11 protein-coding genes and 1 pseudogene are annotated in these 18,296 nt (G+C 36.9%); 10 read left to right on the forward strand and 2 right to left on the reverse strand.

The genetic code is table 11. The annotated features are described in order from the left end of the window. Window positions 1-63: 63 nt before the first annotated feature. The 6 genes and pseudogenes from AAEZ22_RS14620 to AAEZ22_RS14645 form a co-directional block, all read left to right on the forward strand. Window positions 64-486, forward strand: a pseudogene (locus AAEZ22_RS14620) (MFS transporter); the annotation flags it as partial. A gap of 73 nt (window positions 487-559) precedes the next feature. Then, on the forward strand, window positions 560-1,492 hold the full coding sequence (locus tag AAEZ22_RS14625; protein WP_352297760.1) for a sugar kinase: 933 nt from the start codon (window positions 560-562) through the stop codon (window positions 1,490-1,492). A gap of 57 nt (window positions 1,493-1,549) precedes the next feature. Further along, window positions 1,550-2,167: a bifunctional 4-hydroxy-2-oxoglutarate aldolase/2-dehydro-3-deoxy-phosphogluconate aldolase gene (eda, locus tag AAEZ22_RS14630; protein WP_208833861.1), complete on the forward strand. Its 618-nt coding sequence runs from the start codon at window positions 1,550-1,552 to the stop codon at window positions 2,165-2,167. 13 nt (window positions 2,168-2,180) lie between these two features. Next, window positions 2,181-3,263: a class II fructose-bisphosphate aldolase gene (gene fbaA / locus AAEZ22_RS14635; protein WP_352297763.1), complete on the forward strand. Its 1,083-nt coding sequence runs from the start codon at window positions 2,181-2,183 to the stop codon at window positions 3,261-3,263. Next, window positions 3,260-4,240 carry a class 1 fructose-bisphosphatase gene (locus AAEZ22_RS14640; protein ID WP_011328418.1) on the forward strand — a complete coding sequence of 327 codons (981 nt, stop codon included), beginning with the start codon at window positions 3,260-3,262 and terminating at the stop codon, window positions 4,238-4,240. The genes fbaA and AAEZ22_RS14640 overlap by 4 nt, the downstream gene beginning before the upstream one ends. A gap of 694 nt (window positions 4,241-4,934) precedes the next feature. Next, window positions 4,935-7,985, forward strand: coding sequence for a TonB-dependent receptor (locus tag AAEZ22_RS14645; protein ID WP_352297766.1), 3,051 nt, complete (start codon window positions 4,935-4,937; stop codon window positions 7,983-7,985). A 65-nt stretch (window positions 7,986-8,050) separates the two neighbouring features. Here the strand turns inward: AAEZ22_RS14645 and AAEZ22_RS14650 are convergent, their stop codons facing one another. Then, window positions 8,051-8,782, reverse strand: coding sequence for a FadR/GntR family transcriptional regulator (locus AAEZ22_RS14650; RefSeq protein WP_041454459.1), 732 nt, complete (start codon window positions 8,780-8,782; stop codon window positions 8,051-8,053). Window positions 8,783-9,186: 404 nt separating this feature from the next. On the opposite strand from AAEZ22_RS14650, the gene AAEZ22_RS14655 reads away from it, so the two are divergent. Next, on the forward strand, window positions 9,187-9,630 hold the full coding sequence (locus AAEZ22_RS14655; RefSeq protein WP_089368412.1) for a hypothetical protein: 444 nt from the start codon (window positions 9,187-9,189) through the stop codon (window positions 9,628-9,630). A 309-nt stretch (window positions 9,631-9,939) separates the two neighbouring features. Here AAEZ22_RS14655 and AAEZ22_RS14660 read toward each other — a convergent pair whose 3' ends face one another. Beyond that, window positions 9,940-11,460 (reverse strand): catalase, encoded by a 1,521-nt coding sequence (locus AAEZ22_RS14660; protein ID WP_182683415.1) that lies wholly within the window; start codon window positions 11,458-11,460, stop codon window positions 9,940-9,942. A gap of 646 nt (window positions 11,461-12,106) precedes the next feature. Between AAEZ22_RS14660 and AAEZ22_RS14665 the strand changes: the two genes are divergently transcribed. From AAEZ22_RS14665 to AAEZ22_RS14675, 3 genes are read left to right on the forward strand one after another with little or no spacing between them, the layout of a single operon-like run. Further along, window positions 12,107-12,676 carry a hypothetical protein gene (locus AAEZ22_RS14665; RefSeq protein WP_058373568.1) on the forward strand — a complete coding sequence of 190 codons (570 nt, stop codon included), beginning with the start codon at window positions 12,107-12,109 and terminating at the stop codon, window positions 12,674-12,676. Then, entirely contained in the window at window positions 12,673-15,207 is a 2,535-nt protein-coding gene (locus AAEZ22_RS14670) for a hypothetical protein (RefSeq protein ID WP_290191941.1), read from the forward strand. Before AAEZ22_RS14665 ends, AAEZ22_RS14670 begins: the two co-directional genes overlap by 4 nt. Next, complete coding sequence (locus AAEZ22_RS14675; protein WP_352297770.1) at window positions 15,177-18,290, forward strand: site-specific integrase; 3,114 nt, start codon at window positions 15,177-15,179, stop codon at window positions 18,288-18,290. The genes AAEZ22_RS14670 and AAEZ22_RS14675 overlap by 31 nt, the downstream gene beginning before the upstream one ends. The last annotated feature ends 6 nt before the right edge of the window (window positions 18,291-18,296 follow it).

Raw genomic sequence — 18,296 nt, forward strand, 5'->3', positions numbered from 1 at the left:
AGGGATCACCGCTGTTAAAATTTGCGGTGGAAAGTGAGCTTTAGTGCTTGCTGTCCACCTCAGGGCGTGTTGTTAGCGCAAAACAGGCTCAAATCTGGTTGGAATACCGATAAAACACGTAAACTTACCATAACATTGGGCTGTTTAATTATGCTACCGGCACTGCTTGCAATGGCTAACCCAGGTGGCCCAGTAACAGCGGTACTTATTATGGCGGTTATTTTATTTGGTTTTCAAACAGCCATTGGTAACGTACAAACATTACCGAGTGACTTACTGGGTAAAAAGGCTGTGGGCACACTATCAGGCTTCTCTGGTATGGCGGCAAAGTTAGGTGCTGTAGGCCTTACATCTTTGGTTCCTATACTTACTGCCGATGGTAATTATGCGCCAGCATTTATTATTGGTGCCTCATTAGCAATTATTGCAATGGCTGCTGTTTGGATCCTTATTCCAAAAATAGAACCTCTTAAAAAGCCTCAATAATCTCGATACTAACTGCTATGCCACTGTGTTTTATAAAGCGCATAGCAGTTAACTACATAGGATAACTTCCAAAATGAAAAATATTTACTTTCTTGGTGAATGCATGGTCGAGCTTAGAGCTATGAGTGAGGCAACACTGCACCAATCATTTGCAGGTGATGTTTATAATTCTGCTGTTTATTTAAAGCGTAGCTTTGCGCAAATTTCGACCTCTGTTGTAACCGCTTTAGGCCAAGATAACTTAAGTAAAAAAATGCTTGAACGCTTTGAAAGCGAACAGTTAGACACTCAGTTTGTATTTGCTCACGATACCAAAGTACCGGGCATGTATTACATAGAAACGGATGAGCATGGCGAGCGTAGCTTTATTTATTGGCGCAGTGATGCTGCCGCTAAAAAGATTGTTGATTTTTTAACTCCCGATCTTGTTGAGCAACTTTCACAAGGTGATATGTTTTTCTTTTCGGGTATTTCACTTGCTGTAATAGAAGAAGGAGCGCGCGAGCGCTTTTGGCAAATTGTAACGCAGCTCAAAAATGCCGGAGTAAAAATAGTGTTTGATCCCAATTACAGAGCGCGTTTATGGAAAAACACAGAGGAGACGAAAGCGCAGTATCATTTAGCGTTTTCTGTTGCAGACATTACCCTGCCAGGCGTTGAAGATTTAGCCACACTTTATAATGTGCATAGCGTAGATGCGGTTATTGAATACTTACAAAAATATAAAATTGAAGAAATTGTTGTGAAAAATGGTCCAGCATCAGTTGTGACAAAACACGACAATACACTTCAGAGCCATACTATTATACCGGTTAAAAATGTTGTTGATACAACCTCCGCGGGTGATGCTTTTAACGGTGTATATTTAGGTGCGCGTTTATCGGGGCTAACTATTGAAAACGCAGTACAACTTGCTGCAAAAGCTGCCGGTGCAGTTATACAACAACCCGGGGCTATTGTGCCAAAAGATATATTTCAGTTAGCAATGGCTGAAGCCGCTATTTAACTAAATTTAAAGGCCGCATCAGTTCGGCCGGATTATCTTTAATAAAGGAACAAGGTTATGACTCGCTTTTCTGAACTTATGTCAGGGCAAACATTATTGCCTATAATTCAAGCCGACACACCAGAGCAAGGCGTTAAAATAGCTCAAGCTATGGCCAATGCTGGCCTTACTTTGGTTGAAGTAGTTCTTAGAACTGATGCATCGTTAGATGCATTAAAAGCTATTAAAAAGCAGGTGCCAGCGCTTAAAGTAGGTGCTGGTACAGTAATAAATACTGACATTTTAGAGCAAGCACTTGCAGCAGGTGCCGACTTTATTGTTACGCCAGCAGTGTCTCCGCAATTATTAGCCGCGCTAACAAAATGCAATGTACCGGTACTTCCTGGTGTGTCTAACACGGGTGACATTTTAATGGCGCTTGAGTACGGTTTTGAAGAGCAAAAATTATTCCCTGCATCGCTCGCTGGTGGTGCACCATTCGTATCGGCTGTATCGTCAGTATTTAGAGCCGCTAGCTTTTGTCCTACAGGTGGCGTAAGCGAGCAAAATAAAATGGATTACTTATCTTTAAATAATGTATTTGCTGTGGGTGGCACTTGGATCGCAAATAAAGAGTGGGTTGCACAAGAAAACTGGCAAGCAATTACTGACTCGTGTATTCAAGCATTAAAGTAGTAAGGAACAAACAATGAAAGATTTAGCCCCGGCAATATTGCCAGGTGTAGTAGTTGGCGACGATGTAAGAATTGTATACGAACATGCACGTGCTAATCAGTATGCTTTACCTGCGGTAAATGTTGTTAGTACAACGTCTATTAATGCAACGCTTGAAGCTGCAAAAAAAATGAACTCGCCTGTTATTATTCAGCTTTCTAATGGCGGCGCACAATTTTTTTGTGGTAAAAGTTTGGTATTACCAGAGCAACAATCTGCAGTACTTGGCGCAGTTAGTGCGGCTAAATATGTACATACAGTTGCTGCGCATTATGAAATCCCCGTAATGCTACATACAGATCATGCTGCTAAAAAGTTACTACCTTGGATAGATGGTTTGCTCGATGCAGGTGAACAGCACTTTGAGATAACGGGCAAACCACTTTTTAGCTCGCATATGATAGATTTATCTGAAGAACCTTTAGAAGAAAATATCGAGATATGTGCGCGTTATTTAGCGCGCATGAGCAAAATAGGGATGACGCTTGAAATTGAACTTGGTTGTACCGGTGGCGAAGAAGATGGTGTTGATAACTCTCACCTAGACAGTTCTGCACTGTATACGCAACCTGAAGATGTTGCTTACGCGTATGAGCGATTAAGCAAAATAAGCCCTAACTTTATTATTGCGGCGTCTTTTGGCAACGTTCATGGTGTTTATAAGCCGGGTAACGTGGTACTTACACCAACCATTTTAAAAGACTCACAAGCTTACGTATCAAATAAATTTAATTTACCCCCTAACTCAATTAACTTTGTATTTCATGGTGGTAGTGGCTCAGAGTACGACAAAATTGTTGAATCTTTAACCTATGGCGTAGTTAAAATGAATATTGATACCGACACCCAATGGGCGTGTTGGACCGGTATTTTAGATTATTACACTAGCAAGCAAGCGTACTTACAAGGCCAAATTGGTAACCCAGATGGGGACGATAAACCCAATAAAAAATACTATGATCCACGCGTATGGCTTCGCCATTCAGAGCAAAGTATGGTTGCAAGGCTTGTTCAGTGTTTTAACGATCTAAATTGTGTAAATAGGTATAGCGCATGAAAAGACTAAATACAGTATTAAAAGAAGATGGCGTACAAACCGACCTTATTTTACTTATTCGCACAATTTTAGCGACCAGCAAAGAAATTGCATTTAGAGTAAGCCAAGGTGAATTGGCCGGTGTTTTGGGTTCAACCTTAAATGAAAACATTCAAGGTGAAGTGCAAAAAAAGCTTGATGTAATAGCCAATCAACTACTTAAAGATATTTTGCTAGACGACAACTCAGTGAGAACTGTCGCGTCAGAAGAAGAAGACCACGCAGTCGGAGCCAACCCAGAGGGTAAGTTTATAGTGGCATTTGACCCACTTGATGGCTCTTCTAACATAGATGTAAATGGCCAAATAGGCACTATTTTTACTATTTATTTAGCCCGAGATGATGTGCCCTACGATAGCGATGAGCAATTTAACCAATTAGGTGCAAACCAAGTTTGCGCGGGCTATGTGCTTTACGGCCCCTCGTCATTACTTGTAATGAGTACTGGCGGCCCTACACGGTGTTATACATTAGACTCTACACACGGCGGTTACTTACTAACAAATAATCAGCTTAGTGTGCCAGAGCAAAGCAGTGAGTTTGCCGTAAATATGGCTAACTACCGTTATTGGGATGAGCCTACACAGGTATATTTTGATAAGTTGCTGTATACATGTAAAAGCTTTGATAAAAGCTCAGTGCGTTGGAACGCTGCTATGGTGGGAGATGTACATCGTATTTTATGCCGTGGCGGGTTATTTTTATATCCACAAGATAACCGCGCTGGTAATGAAAATGGAAAAATAAGACTCCTCTATGAAGCAAATCCATTAGCCTTATTAGTAGAAAATGCCGGCGGTAAAGCCACTTCAAAAGGAGCCCGAATATTAGATATAGCCCCGACTAACTTGCACCAGCGTGTGCCTGTTGTTTTAGGCTCTATAGCGCCAGCTGAATATTTTAATAGCACTGTTTATAACAGTAATGCTAAATATTAGTGTATATAAAACGTGTAGCGATGTGTTAAGGCCAATACACGCAATTTGGTTGCTCTTTTGTGCGTTACCCACATAGATGTAGGTAGCGCGCATTACCCCAAGTTTACTTGAGTCGGCTTACTCGGCTCTTGTATGGGTGTAAGGCTAAAATAACGCATAAGCAGTTATCGAGCCCATTAGAGGTTAAACTCGCGTTAATTTTATTTTTTGCTCCTCCTTATTACTCCTTAATTACTCATACCTTAATAAATCACACTTAAAAGCCTTACTTAAATTAATAGCCTCAAGTAAATACCAATACAGGGTAATAAATTGGTAATAACAAGAAGTCGTTGTTGGTAAGTTGTTTATGGGCGTTTCAAGCTTGTTTCGTTATTCTTTTGTGAATTAATTGTTCTTTTTTTGATTGTTTTTAGTGGCAAAAGTTATTTTATTATGGTTATATGACCAAGCTGGTTAACAGTGTAGGGTTTTATTTATACAAATTGGTAATGTATAGGTTTTTATTTGGTAATGTAAGTGGGTTTGTAGCGTGAAAAATTGATTTACAAATTTTCAGCGTTAAAGAAAAATCCACACCTAATAATAAACGCAGTAATAAAAGTCCTTTAACAAAAAATAGCTGCCTTAGTTCATTTACACAAATAAACGGCTAGCAACACACTTCACACACAACTAGAAAGGAGAATTTGTAATGGCGTTGAACAAAAAACATATAAATAATGTTGAAGCGTACAAACAAGTTCGTAATCGATTTAAACTTAGCCCAGTAGCTAAATTAATTAAAAACAGCGTTATTACAGGTGTATTAGGCTCATTTGTTTTTTCCGCAAATGGACAGGAAGCCGTTGAAAATACTCAAGCAAAAGAAGACGTTGAAGTTATTAGTGTTACAGGTACTCGTAGAACTATACAAGACCAAATAGCAATTAAACGCGAATCAACTACTGTGGTCGATGGCCTTTCATCAGAAGACATTGGTGATTTACCGGCGTTATCTATCGGTGAAGCACTTGAATCTATTACTGGCGCTGCCTCTCATCGTGAAAATGGCGGTGCAACAGAAATAACTATTCGTGGTCTTGGTCCTTTCTTAAGTGCAACACATATTAATGGCCGTGAAGCGACTAATGGTAGTGGTGATCGCTCAGTTAACTTTTCACAGTTTCCATCTGAGCTGGTAAAAAAAGTAGCCATATATAAAACCCAAGACGCATCAATGATAGAAGGTGGGGTAGCAGGTGTAATTGCACTTGAAACCATTACTCCGCTCGATTTTGGTAAGCAAAGTATATCTGGCGAAGTTAAATTAAATTACAACCCAGATGAAGGTAACGTAGATAACTCACTACAAAGTGATATGGGCTATCGCGGTACGTTTAGTTATGTAGATCAGTTTGAATTTGACAATGGGCAAGCCGTTGGTGTGTCGTTTGGTGTACAGCGCCAAGATATTAGCCAACCAGAAGCTGAATATAGAAGCTCTAGCCCATCGGGTTCATCATTATGGGCTTGTATAAACGATCCTAACAATACCAATGAGGGATTTTATCGCAGTAAAGCTGGCGACTGTGAAGACCAAGTAGCGGGCGATGAATTAAAAAACCAAGGTTATCAAACCAAAATAGACTCGCAAACTGGTAAAGCAGAAAGTGACGGTACTCCATATGCTTGGACTGGCAGTAGCCGCAGCTTTCGTCAAAACGAAACGTCTGATGAGCGTGATGCGGTGTTTTTTGCATTGCAGTACCAGCCATCGGCTGCGTGGGATATTAACATTGATACGCAAATATCAGATAGAACACAACAAGAAGCGCGTCACGATCTAATCTTTTTACAAAAACGTGCTACACCAGGTATAACAGGCCCTACATTGGTTACCAATGATGTAGGTGGTATTTTGCATTGGGAAGGTGAAGAGCGCATAGAGTCGGCGGGTGAGCAATTTTCTCGTGAAGAAAACTACCAAGGCTACGGCATAAACATTGAACATACTGTTACCGATAGATTAACAGTTGACTTAGATTTAGCCTATTCAAAAACTGAACGAGAAGAGCTGCAAATATCTAACCGCGGTAGGACTTCAAGCCAAAAATTCTTTACCTGGGATATGGGCACAGAAATACCTCACTTTACGTTAACAGACTTTGATGTTACCGATATTTCAAACTTTACAGATAGCTTAAGAACACGTTTAGATCGTGAAAACGTTCGTGAGAACGAAGTTATGTCAGCTCGACTAGATTTTGATTACTTACTCGAGGGTAATGTTTTTACTAGTATTAAGGGCGGCATTAGAACATCAGAATTGAGCTTTGTGCAATTTGGTGGCAGCCAAGGTAATGGTTCAAGAAACGAATTTACGTTAGATTCAGGCACTGATGCGCTTAATGTGCTACAAGGATGTCAAATCGACTTCCCTGAATCAGGTTTTTTATCAGGCGTATCTGATGGCAATATTGTAACCAATATAGATGCTGATGGTAATGCAATAGGCACTGGTACAGGCTCATCATGGGCAACCTACGATAACGTTTGTTTTTCTCAAGCAGTTGCCGGCTCTAACGTAGACGGGCAGTTTGCTTACCCCGATGTTGAGTACGAAAATACAGGTACAATAGATGTAACCGAAAAAACAACATCAGTATATTTAATGGCTAATTATGATACTGAAATGTTTGGTAAGTTTATTCGCGGTAACTTTGGTCTTCGTATTGTAGATACAGAAGTTACGTCGATTGGTTTTAGAAATAGCTTTGATATAGTAACAAGTGACACAGGTGTGCTTTCTCTTGTTGAATCAAGTTCAGGCTCATTAGATAGAATACAAAGTGGTGGTGATTACACTAAATACTTACCAAGCTTTAACTTAGTTATTGATTACAGTGAAGATATTTTACTTCGGGCGGGTATATACCGTGGTATGTCGCGTGCTGATCCATCAAATTTAGGTTACAGCCGTACATTTGAAGAAGATAAAGAAGGTACTGCAACATCAATTAGTGATTTACTAGTAGGCGTAAATGGTTCTGGTAACCCAAATACTCAACCACTTATGTCGTGGAACTACGATGCCGCTTTTGAATGGTACCCAAATGAAGACTCGATTTTTGCGTTAAGCCTTTACTACAAACAGTTCCAAGGCGGTTTTCAACAGCAAACAGTTATTGAAGACTTTATTGTGGGCGGTGAAACAGTATCTTTACCCATTACTAACTCTGTTACCTCTGACGAAGATAGCGAAATATTAGGCCTTGAAGCCTCATTTTCATATCGCTGGGATAACGGAATTGGTATGAAGTTTGGTTATAACTTTGCCGACACTGATTTTGAGTTCCAAGATAGTTTATACGGCGACACGTATGAAACTGATGTAGATGGAAATTCAACTCAACTGCAAGCAGGTATTATTCCACCAGCTTCAGTACCTGGCTTTTCTAAGCATGTATTTAGTAGCCAGTTGTACTACCAAATTGGTGGATTTGATACCGCGGTTATTTACAAATACCGTAGCGAATACTTCCAACCTTACACATCTAATGGTACTCGCTTACGTTATGTAGACGGGGTAGGGGTGTGGGAAATGCGCGCATCTTATAAAATTAATGAGCACATTAGAATTAAAGCAGAGGCAATTAACTTATTTAGTGCACCTAAATCACAAGACTTCTTTGTTGAGGGGAACTTAGGTGAAGTGAATGACTATGGCCCACGCTTATTCTTGGGTATGAGCTTTAAGTTCTAAATTAAAGCAACTAACACAAAAAAGGCTCTAATTTAGAGCCTTTTTTATTTGGTGAACACACTAACTTAGTGGGTTAAATGGGTAATAGAATACAATCCACGGGTTTCATCTGTTTTACGCTTTATCTCTTCAAGCGCTTTAGCTTCACTCGCTGCAAATAATGCGTTAATTAATCGGTTAAAGTGGTTATGCATTGCTTTTCTTGCTGCTGATGAGTCATGCGATGCAATTGCTTCGTATATAGCAGTGTGTTCTTGTATTCGTTGCTCGTTACTTTGCGAACAAACATCTTCATGAGCCGAGATAATTTCAGGTTCGGTTAATCTCAACTTCCAAAGATTATTAATTGTTAAAACAATAGCGTTATTGCGGGTTGATTGCGCGATAATTTCATGAAAACGTTGATCGGCTGCATTCGCAGTTTCAGCAATACGCATGTCATCAAGTGTTTGTTTTAACAACGCTAACTCTTCACTTTGTATCGTTGCCGCAGACAGTGCTGCAGCCTCTGCTTCAACCAAAGCACGGGCTTGAGTTAGCTCAAATGCACTTATTGGTTTAGCGAAGCTTTCTGACTTTTTAGTGTCAGTAACAAAAACACCAGATCCCGTTTTTACTTCAACGCGCTCTCTGACTTCAAGTGCAATAATTGCCTCGCGTATAGTTGGGCGGCTTACTTGGTGAATTTCGGCTAACTCACGCTCTGCTGGTAACCGTGTACCCACAGGATAAATACCTTGATCTATCGCGGTTTCTAATTTTTCAACAATTGTCCAAAAACGTCTGCGCCTTTTCATTTTCATATCCTCTGATTTAAATTGTTGTAAATTCATAATGTTGCCACAATAGAAAATTAATAAGGCTACTTTACGCCTACTTTGTAATCGTAAGTTAATTGGTAATTTTATAATACTAATTGGTAAGATAACCCCCTTCAAGAGGCTTGTCAAATTGGCTTCACTTTTCATGTAAGGTATTGATATACATTTCTCTATTGATAAATACCTAGCGCATTATTGCAAACAAAAACGCATTTATTAATCAATCTTATTTACAAATAAATCTAAGGCATAATACTGTGGTTTGAGGTAGCCTATTTAGCATTTTAAAAGGTGCATTTATAAGTAATTAAAAATTTAGCGATTAAATACATGGCGTATTTAAATACATAAGTTAAATATATCAATAAAAGGAGTTTAGTATGAAAAGTTATAAAGCGTTCCCGCTTGAAGTTAAAAATGACATAACAGAGTCAATTAAAAGTCAGTTTGGTGATACTTTTTCAAATGATTTAATTTTAACCTTTATTCGGGTAATGGAAGAGTCAACATTTGTTGAAGTTGACTTTGCGGATTTATTAGCATTTTTAGCCGAGTGTAAACATGGTTTTAAAACCTTTTCTAATCAAGATACGTTAACTGAATTTGTTAAATCAAATCAGTACACACCAAAGGCTTTATTTGGGCATAAAAAGTTGCTTGAAAACTCCGAGACTAATTTTATGGATGACTTTTCTGATAGTGTAAATAAGCTTAAACAGCTTGTAGCAAATGATGGCTTTTTATATGTGTCGGCTGGCTTTAATCAAGACTTAAGTGAGCAGAAAAACGGTTTTGAATTTTTTATGATTAGCTGTCATGAATAGAGAAGGTTAATTATGTAGTGGAACTGGTATAAGGGAGAATATATAAGTGCATTATTTAAATGGGTTATATAAATTAAACCACAGACTAAGGTTAACCACATTTATTACTGCTGTAATTAGCTGGCTTTTTGTTAGAAAAGCCAGCTAGCAATAACTGCGTTTTAGCATAAAACTCACAAATAGACCGGGTTACACTATTAAGCCAATAAAATTATTTGCCCTTTAAGGGCAGCAAATATTACAAAGCATCCTTGCTTATCAAAACTGTGTTTCTAGCTGTAATATCAAAATTTAGATATAACTAATAGTTTATAAGCAGCCAGGTAAATGTTTTGCAGGGTCTGTTTCACGTGCTTTTATTGCATCAGCAACCGTCATTCCAAGGGCTTTAGCAACACCTTCACCATAGGCAGGATCGCACTGATTACAGTTACGAATATGACGATATTTAATAAAGTCATAGGTATCACCCATTTGTGCCGCCGTATTACTAAATAGCGCTTGTTTTTGCTCATCATTCATTAAGTTAAAAAGAGCGCGTGGTTGGCTAAAGTAGTCGCTATCGTCTTCACGGAAGTCGTAATGTTTAGCATCGCCATTAATTTTAAGTGGCGGTTCAACATATTGTGACTGCTCTTGCCACTGGCCAAAGCTATTCGGTTCGTAGTGTGGCCTTGCGCCATAGTTACCATCAACACGGCCTTGTCCATCGCGCGCATTGCTATTAACAGGGCAGCGAGGTTGATTTACCGGCACTTGATTATGATTCACACCTACACGGTAGCGCTGTGCATCAGCGTAGTTAATTAAACGGGCTTGTAGCATTTTATCTGGTGATACGCCAATTCCAGGTACTAAATTACTCGGTGCAAAAGCAGCTTGCTCTACGTCAGCAAAGTAGTTATCAGCGTTTTTATTTAACTCATACTCACCTACTTCAATCAGTGGGTAATCAGCTTTAGGCCATACTTTAGTTAAATCAAAAGGATGATACGGCACGTTATCAGCTTCGGCTTCAGGCATAATTTGCACATACATTTTCCATTTAGGGAAGTCGCCGCGCTCAATCGATTCAAATAAATCTTTTTGATTACTTTCACGATCCATAGCAACTATTTCAGCAGCTTCTGCATCGGTTAAGTTTTTAATACCTTGCTGTGTACGAAAATGAAATTTCACCCAAAAGCGCTCACCGGCTTCATTCCACAAACTATAGGTGTGTGAGCCAAAACCATGCATATGTCTATACGAGGCAGGTATACCACGATCACTCATTACAACCGTTACTTGATGGAGCGCTTCAGGTAATAAAGTCCAAAAGTCCCAATTGTTAGTTGCAGAGCGCATATTAGTACGAGGATCGCGCTTTACCGCTTTATTCAAATCTGGGAATTTAAGAGGATCACGTAAAAAGAATACAGGGGTATTATTACCAACCATATCCCAATTGCCTTCTTCGGTATAAAACTTTAATGCAAACCCACGAATATCACGCTCAGCATCAGCAGCGCCACGTTCACCAGCAACCGTACTAAATCGAGCAAACATTTCGGTTTTTTTACCAACTTCGCTGAATATTTTTGCACAAGAATACTTACTAATGTCGTTAGTAACAGTAAATGTGCCAAACGCGCCAGAGCCCTTTGCATGCATACGGCGCTCTGGAATAACTTCGCGTACAAAATTTGCCAGCTTTTCATTTAGCCAAACGTCTTGAGCAAGTAATGGCCCACGCTTACCAGCGGTCATACTATTTTGGTTATCAACAACAGGCGCACCGCTGTTAGTGGTGAGAGGGGTATGGTCAAAAGGACATCTTTTATCACTCATACAATTGCTCCTTTAATGATTATTTAGAATAAAAACAAAATACACTGATCACTCAATACTATACTAATAGCCCAAATAGTATAGTACGAGAATTAGCCGAGATAGATCCCTGTAAAAAATGGTATTTAAAGTTTTATAAAAAGGCTTTTAGAATAGGCTTATCTTCGATAGCGAAACATGCAAATCAAATTATCATTAAACAAAGCTTTAGTTGCAGCCAAAGTTTATACTTTTAGTAATTATGCTAAGTATTAAGAATTAGATAAACTACTTGGGGTATTTAACTGCTTAAAATGAAAGAGTTAGCTGGTGTGATTGAGTTGGTTTTAACCGTAGAGCTTTAGAGTAGGTGAGCAAGAGTTGGGAGTGTTCTTTTTAGATGTTTTCATTACTTTGAATTGGTACGACTGAGTGGATTCGAACCACCGACCCCTACCATGTCAAGACGTTAGTTTAATTACTTCTATAAATAATAATCTCCAGTAAATATAATGAATTGCATATTATTACAATAACTTAGATAAAATTTAGTTAATATTAAAATCTGTTTTTGAGTGTTTTACGAACATTTAAAGCTTGATCTGGGCACTATTTAGGCACATTATGAAAATGTCAAAAATGACTACTTATTGTTCTGGTGCTGAATATGATTGATGAGAATGTTGAAGGCAAATTAAAAAAGATCGATGAATTATTAGACAGGTCTACATTTGAGTATATTGTCGCAGAAAATATTACCCTTGAAAAAACCATAGATAATTTAATCAGTAATATAAATTTATTTTCGTTTTTAAAACCAAGTTCAAACGACAGCTTTGATACAATTACTACTTGGAAACTTGATGCTTATCAAGCCCCGATAATTGGATATAAAACTGATAATGAAAAGTTAAAACTAGTCTCTGGCTTATTTACATTTCATAAAGTTTGTCGACTTCAAGATCAGTCAAATCAACTTGTCCCATGTTTGATCCTTCCTAATCGTCCGACACCCGATCTTAGACGTTTAATTTTTCTTAATGATATTGTTCGGCTACTTTTTAAGCAGTACTTTAATGCATCCGGCCCTTTAATCTCAGAGTTACTTATTGGCTTATTCAAAGGTGAACAACCAGTAATTGATTCAACAGAATGGCGTACCTTATTTCCAGCTATTAAAACAAAAACAGAATTATGTAAATGGCTTAAAATTAGTACAAAGGTGATTAAATTATGACGGGTATGCTAAAAGTTAAGCTTCTTGAGCAGATTGAGTTGTATTGCAAAGGGGTAAACTTGGAAATCAGTATCGAGGATATAAAATCTGACTTTGATGATTTTACTTCTCGCATAAGTGCTCCTGAAGATTTGAGTGGTTTATCACAAGTTTTTTTATTATTACAAAGGATGAATGATGCATCACGAAAGCTATGGGAGTTTACTAAAAGTGAGCTATGTCTTCCTGAGTATATTTATTACGCCTTTAATGAGTATGGAGTTGAGCTAGATGCAAGCTCAAGAGAGAGTTTTAAACGCTGTACATATAAAAATGGATGGTGCAATGAGATACCATTTTATGTATTACTTATTAAATCATATGAGTATAAGCAAGATTCAAAATCATTAAATCTTCTTGCTAATTTTATTGGTAATTATTTTAAAACAATACATACACTCATCGATCCTGAATTAGCTACAAGCTCGTCAACAAGGGAAGTAGAGGTTTGTAGAACGTTTCGCTTATTAATGACAAAGTACAATATAGCCTCCGAACTGGATAGAGATAAAATATTAACGAACTACCTTGATTCAGCTTCGTCAATCGCGAGTAAGTTAGAGTCAATTAATAATGATATATATAGTAATGATGCCAGAAAGAGAGGTTATTTAAATACTTTAATTCATTTTTATAAGAATGACTGGCAACCAGCTCGGCTTTATAAAACCGGAGGCCGTTACAGAGGCTCCATCGCTAAATGGTATAAAAAACCCAATACTTTACCTGTTATCGGTACTGTTGATAATTTGTCAGTTTTAATACCATTTTTAAACCATTCATTAGATACAGAGGGGTTTAATCCTGAAGATTCAGAGGTTCAGATGCCTTTTGTAATTGATAACAATGAAGGTAATACTGTACGAGATAAAACCGAGCATCAAAGTATTGAAATGATTTTTAGTCCCGCCTCTAAGAAGAAAAAACAGATAGATATAACTCGTAATGTGCACAGAGCTCATAATATTGCTTACCAAGATACGCGATTATTAAAGGCGCCAGAACTGGGTTTATTATTTGATACACTAAATAAGTATGGCCATTCCGATAAAAATATTGAGCTAGCGATATTGGGATGGCTGATGTTTTTGTTGGGTAAGACGTTGCATGAGATAAAAGATTTACAGATATTTAATAAAATAGATGACAAAACACGAGGTTTGTTTCTAGATGAAAATGACCGTGGTTGGTGGTATTTTCCTATAACTCAAACTGCTAAACCAACGATTAAAAAAGTTGGTCTTATTAAAACAGCAAATGGTGTATTTACAGCCTGTCCTACATTTTTTACAGATTTAATAATTAAATATTTAAAGGGCAGAAAAGAAGGTTTACTTATTAACGTAGACAATTTTGCAGCACTTGAAAGCAGTTTAGCCAAAAAATTAAAAAAGGTATCAGATAGAGCTTATAGCGGAAGACTAAGTATCAATAGCATTAGTAATTTTATTGGGAATTATATTAATGCAACAGGTGTGATAGACCCTATTTATATAGACTTTAGTTACGATGTAAAAATGTATTCTACTCGAGTATCTAGAAGCTATAGCAATATTGATGATGTTACGCGGTGTGAAAGGCTATTTGAGTTTTGGCAAGAAGTTGAGTCTGATTACTATGATTATTGTAAAGAAAAATTCCCTATAAAACTTTTTGAATTAGTGTGTTTTGATAAGCGTAATCGTATGCTTGGTTCTAAATTTACACCAAAGAATATGACAGTTAAGAGCCTCATAGCAGCTTTGGCATTAGAAGTTAAAAACACTAAGTTAAACTCTTTAAAACAACTTGATGCAATCTTAAAATACCATAACGCGTTTACAGTCTATACGGCATGGATGTTAATGTTTGGAACTGGTTATCGGGCTGTTTGGAACCCGTTACCAACTTTTTCTCTGTATTTTCCAACGCTAAACCTCATGGGGATAAGTGATAAAGATGATAGTGATTTTACGCATTCTAGATTAGTTTGTTTACCGTCTATTTTAAATGCGCAAATCACAGCTTATCAAGAGCACCTTAGTTGTTTGAGAGGGTTAATAAGAGTATTAAAGCCCAAGTTATGCCAGTCAATAGATGACTTTTTAAATGCCGCCTCTAAAAGCTTAAATCTCGATTACAAAGAATCTTGTCAGTGGTTTAAGCTAATTAGAAATTCACGTATAAATCATGGACCTTTATTCATATTTCAAAGACAAAGAGCAGGAATTGTTACTAAAGGTATTTCTCCTACAGAGTTAGTTCTCAGGTTACCTAAGGAACATAAAATACCTGCAAATGCAGGAAGGCATTGGCTTAAAAGTAATTTGCTTTATAACAATGTCAATTCAGAGCTAATAAACTTTCAAATGGGCCATTGGCAGTCTGGTGAGGTTCCTTTAGCTGATTATTCGACACTAAATTACATAGATTCTGTAAATGAATTATTACCTATTCTAGATAAGTTATTTAAGGGGGTAGGGTGGCAAACTCTAAAGTCCGATCTTATTTAAATGAACTGAAGAAGCAAGGTAAGTTCCATCAATGTTTTCAACAGATTGTAAATGCTTATAGAAACGGCTCAGATAATGATTTTGGAATTAGATTTAGCGATGATGATTTTTTAAACGAATATAAAAAGCTATGCATGCTAATGCTTAGGTATTTTAAAAAATCCGATGAGAATGTTCTTTCTAGTGAAATGAACATTTTAAAGTCACGGTTAAAAGAAGACTTAACGATTAAACACCTTCAGCTCATGCTTATTGATGCTATATTAAATTATGGATTAAAGCATCATGGTATTGAATCTTCAAAAGTCCCTCAAATCGTCGTACTAAAGCGCGATAAACCTATGTTATCACCAGTAGAATTAATAAAACTACCGATAGCACTACAAATTAAGTCAATATTAAGTAAAGAGCTACAAACACCAACTGCTAATTTATCAAAAGAAGCTAGTTATGGTCGGTTAGTTTTATTTTTATATATGACAACAGGTGTTCAGTTTGACGAGCTTATTACAATCATAAATGCCCCAGATGCTTTAATGTATTTAGGTGGTCAAGTATTTTGGTATGGGAAAAGCGAAAAAGAGGAACGACGATACGTACTATGTGATGCTGTTGTCCTTTTATTATTACATCATAAAAACTTCATTAAGCCGTCTGAGAAAATACGAGTAAATAAAAATAGATTAAGTGAATTTATAATAACGTTTTTAACAGAAGCTAGTGGTACAAACTGGCAAAGCTTGTCACTTTTAAAATTACGAACACTTAGAAAAATAGATACTATAATCAACCTCAGCCCTATCGACTATCAGATGTATTTACGGTCTAGTACCTGTACCGAGCTACCTCAAACAGCTTTTTTAAGGTTAATAAGTAATAAGGCATTAGTTGCAGACGAAATAGCAAAACAACCTAAGAAATTTAATGAGCTTAATAAGCTATTGTCATTTGATAGTGACAGCTTTGATTATATTGAGCCTAAATTAATAAAAGCCAAGTTAGAGTATACCTATAAAAATGTGAGGGAACTGAATGGCCAAAGAGCTTCAAGGGCACAGTGCATTAAATTTGTTGAACAAGAATTGAAAAATGATAAAAATAGTATTTATTTCAATATTTTGTGTGGTTGGCTTTATTATCTTTTGAAAGAGGGAGGGGTAACTAAAAAGAAGTTAAAAGTAGACACAGTAATTGATTATGTGAAAAGTATCAGTGAACCTTTTTTAAATGTTTTTACTCGAACTGATCTAGCAGTAATATCAGCGTCAGATTGGGCAATAAAGTTAAATGATACGAGTGAATATTTTAATTCTGCCCAACGTAAAAAGTATTTATATTATTTCTCTGTGTTTTTAATAGAGTCTGAAATTGTCAAAGACTTGTGTATTGACGATCTTGATATAGCTCCTGTCCAAAGTAAAGTTGATGCTAATTTAGTTTCAGCTAGTCATGTAAGCGCAATTCTTGAATATTTAAGTGACAGCCTCAATAACAGTCCGGTTGAGTTATATGCATATTTATTAATGTGTTTTTGTTTTTATAGTGGCTTGCGCCGTAATGAAGCCGCTAAGCTGTACTTTGGTGATATTCAGGTTTCACCTATAAAGCCAAATGAAGATGAATATGATTGGGTTCTACTATCAATCAGACCAAATAAAATAAGGAGTTTAAAAACACCTTCAGCTAGAAGAGAACTACCCCTAGATGCGTTATGGCCAAAAGAGCATTTAGCCAAGCTAAGAAGCTTTTATGACGTTAAAAAAAACACTGAAAATAAGCCATCAAATTCATTGTTATTTAACTGCTCTGTTAGCGTAAATAAAGCATACGAGCTATTAAAGCAATTACTGCATTACTATACTAAGGATCATACTCTAAGAATTCATCACCTAAGACATAGCTTTGCTAATTGGACTTGGTACAGATTAAATTCAAACTTGGTACTAACGGGAAGGCAGTATTTATCCATATTTGAAAATGACTTATTTGATCAAAGTTTTATTACTCACTTTAACAAAAGATTAAAAGTTAAAGACAATACTCGTTCAAAAATGTTTTTTTTGTCTCATTTACTTGGTCATAAAGTCACAGTGTCGACACTAAATAGCTATTTACACTTAAAGGACATACAGCATTACGCTCTAATGAATCAGACATATACAGTATCTAAGTATTTTTTATCTGAATGTATAGGGAGAGCTAATTTTAAGGAGCTTATGCCAGGTGAAAGTTTAATTGAAAGAATTGAATTTTATAGTAAAAAACAAGAGCAAGACTATTCGATCCAATATGCGGGTAAGGTTAGTGATTTAATCACACCATCGTTTAAAGGTTTTAAACAAAAGTTTGAAGCTGATGGGCAAATAAGAATGTTAGATTATGCAAATGCTCTTAAATCGCTAGAACTAAACTCAATACACGATACAGCATCGAGTTACTCACTCCCTGTGGAGCAAGTTCAAAAATTACATGATAATGCTCTGAGTGTAAGCAGAGAATATCCTAGGAAAGGTAAAAAGCTGCCCTTAATTCCTAACTTCCCAAGTTTAGATAATACTAAAGATGACTTAAAAAGAGTTTCTTCACAAAAAGCATTTTATTATTTATGTCAGAAATTTGATACTTTACTAAGTCAGAAAAATGTAACTCTTAGTGAAGCATTTGATGCCCTGCAAATATTAAAATATGCTGCTGCAGGGAAAAATTTCGCTCTTCGTTGTCCTGAAGAGCAAGTAATACGCAACTTTTTGAATTTATGTATAAAATTTAAATTAAAGTCGAGCCACTTCAAATTTCGTTTTCATCAAGTAGATTTAAAAAATCAAAATGTTACTCAAGCGAGGACTTACTGGGAGCAATTAGTTTCTTCATTTGGATTAAGCGATAGTCACATCGAAAGCGCCTCAATTGAGGAGGGCAGGTTTCTAGGTAAACATAATGGCAATGGCTTTTTGGAAGTTGGATTATTAATTACAGTAAAGGGTAGTAAAGGCACATATAAAAAGTCGAGGCGCCACCATAGCTTAATGAGTTTTCTTCATTTGCTGCTTATTATAAGTTATAGGGCCGGCGAAGACCCTTAAAAGCTT

Source organism: Pseudoalteromonas sp. 20-MNA-CIBAN-0454 (assembly GCF_040308685.1).
In the GTDB taxonomy this organism is placed as follows: Bacteria; Pseudomonadota; Gammaproteobacteria; order Enterobacterales; family Alteromonadaceae; genus Pseudoalteromonas; species Pseudoalteromonas nigrifaciens.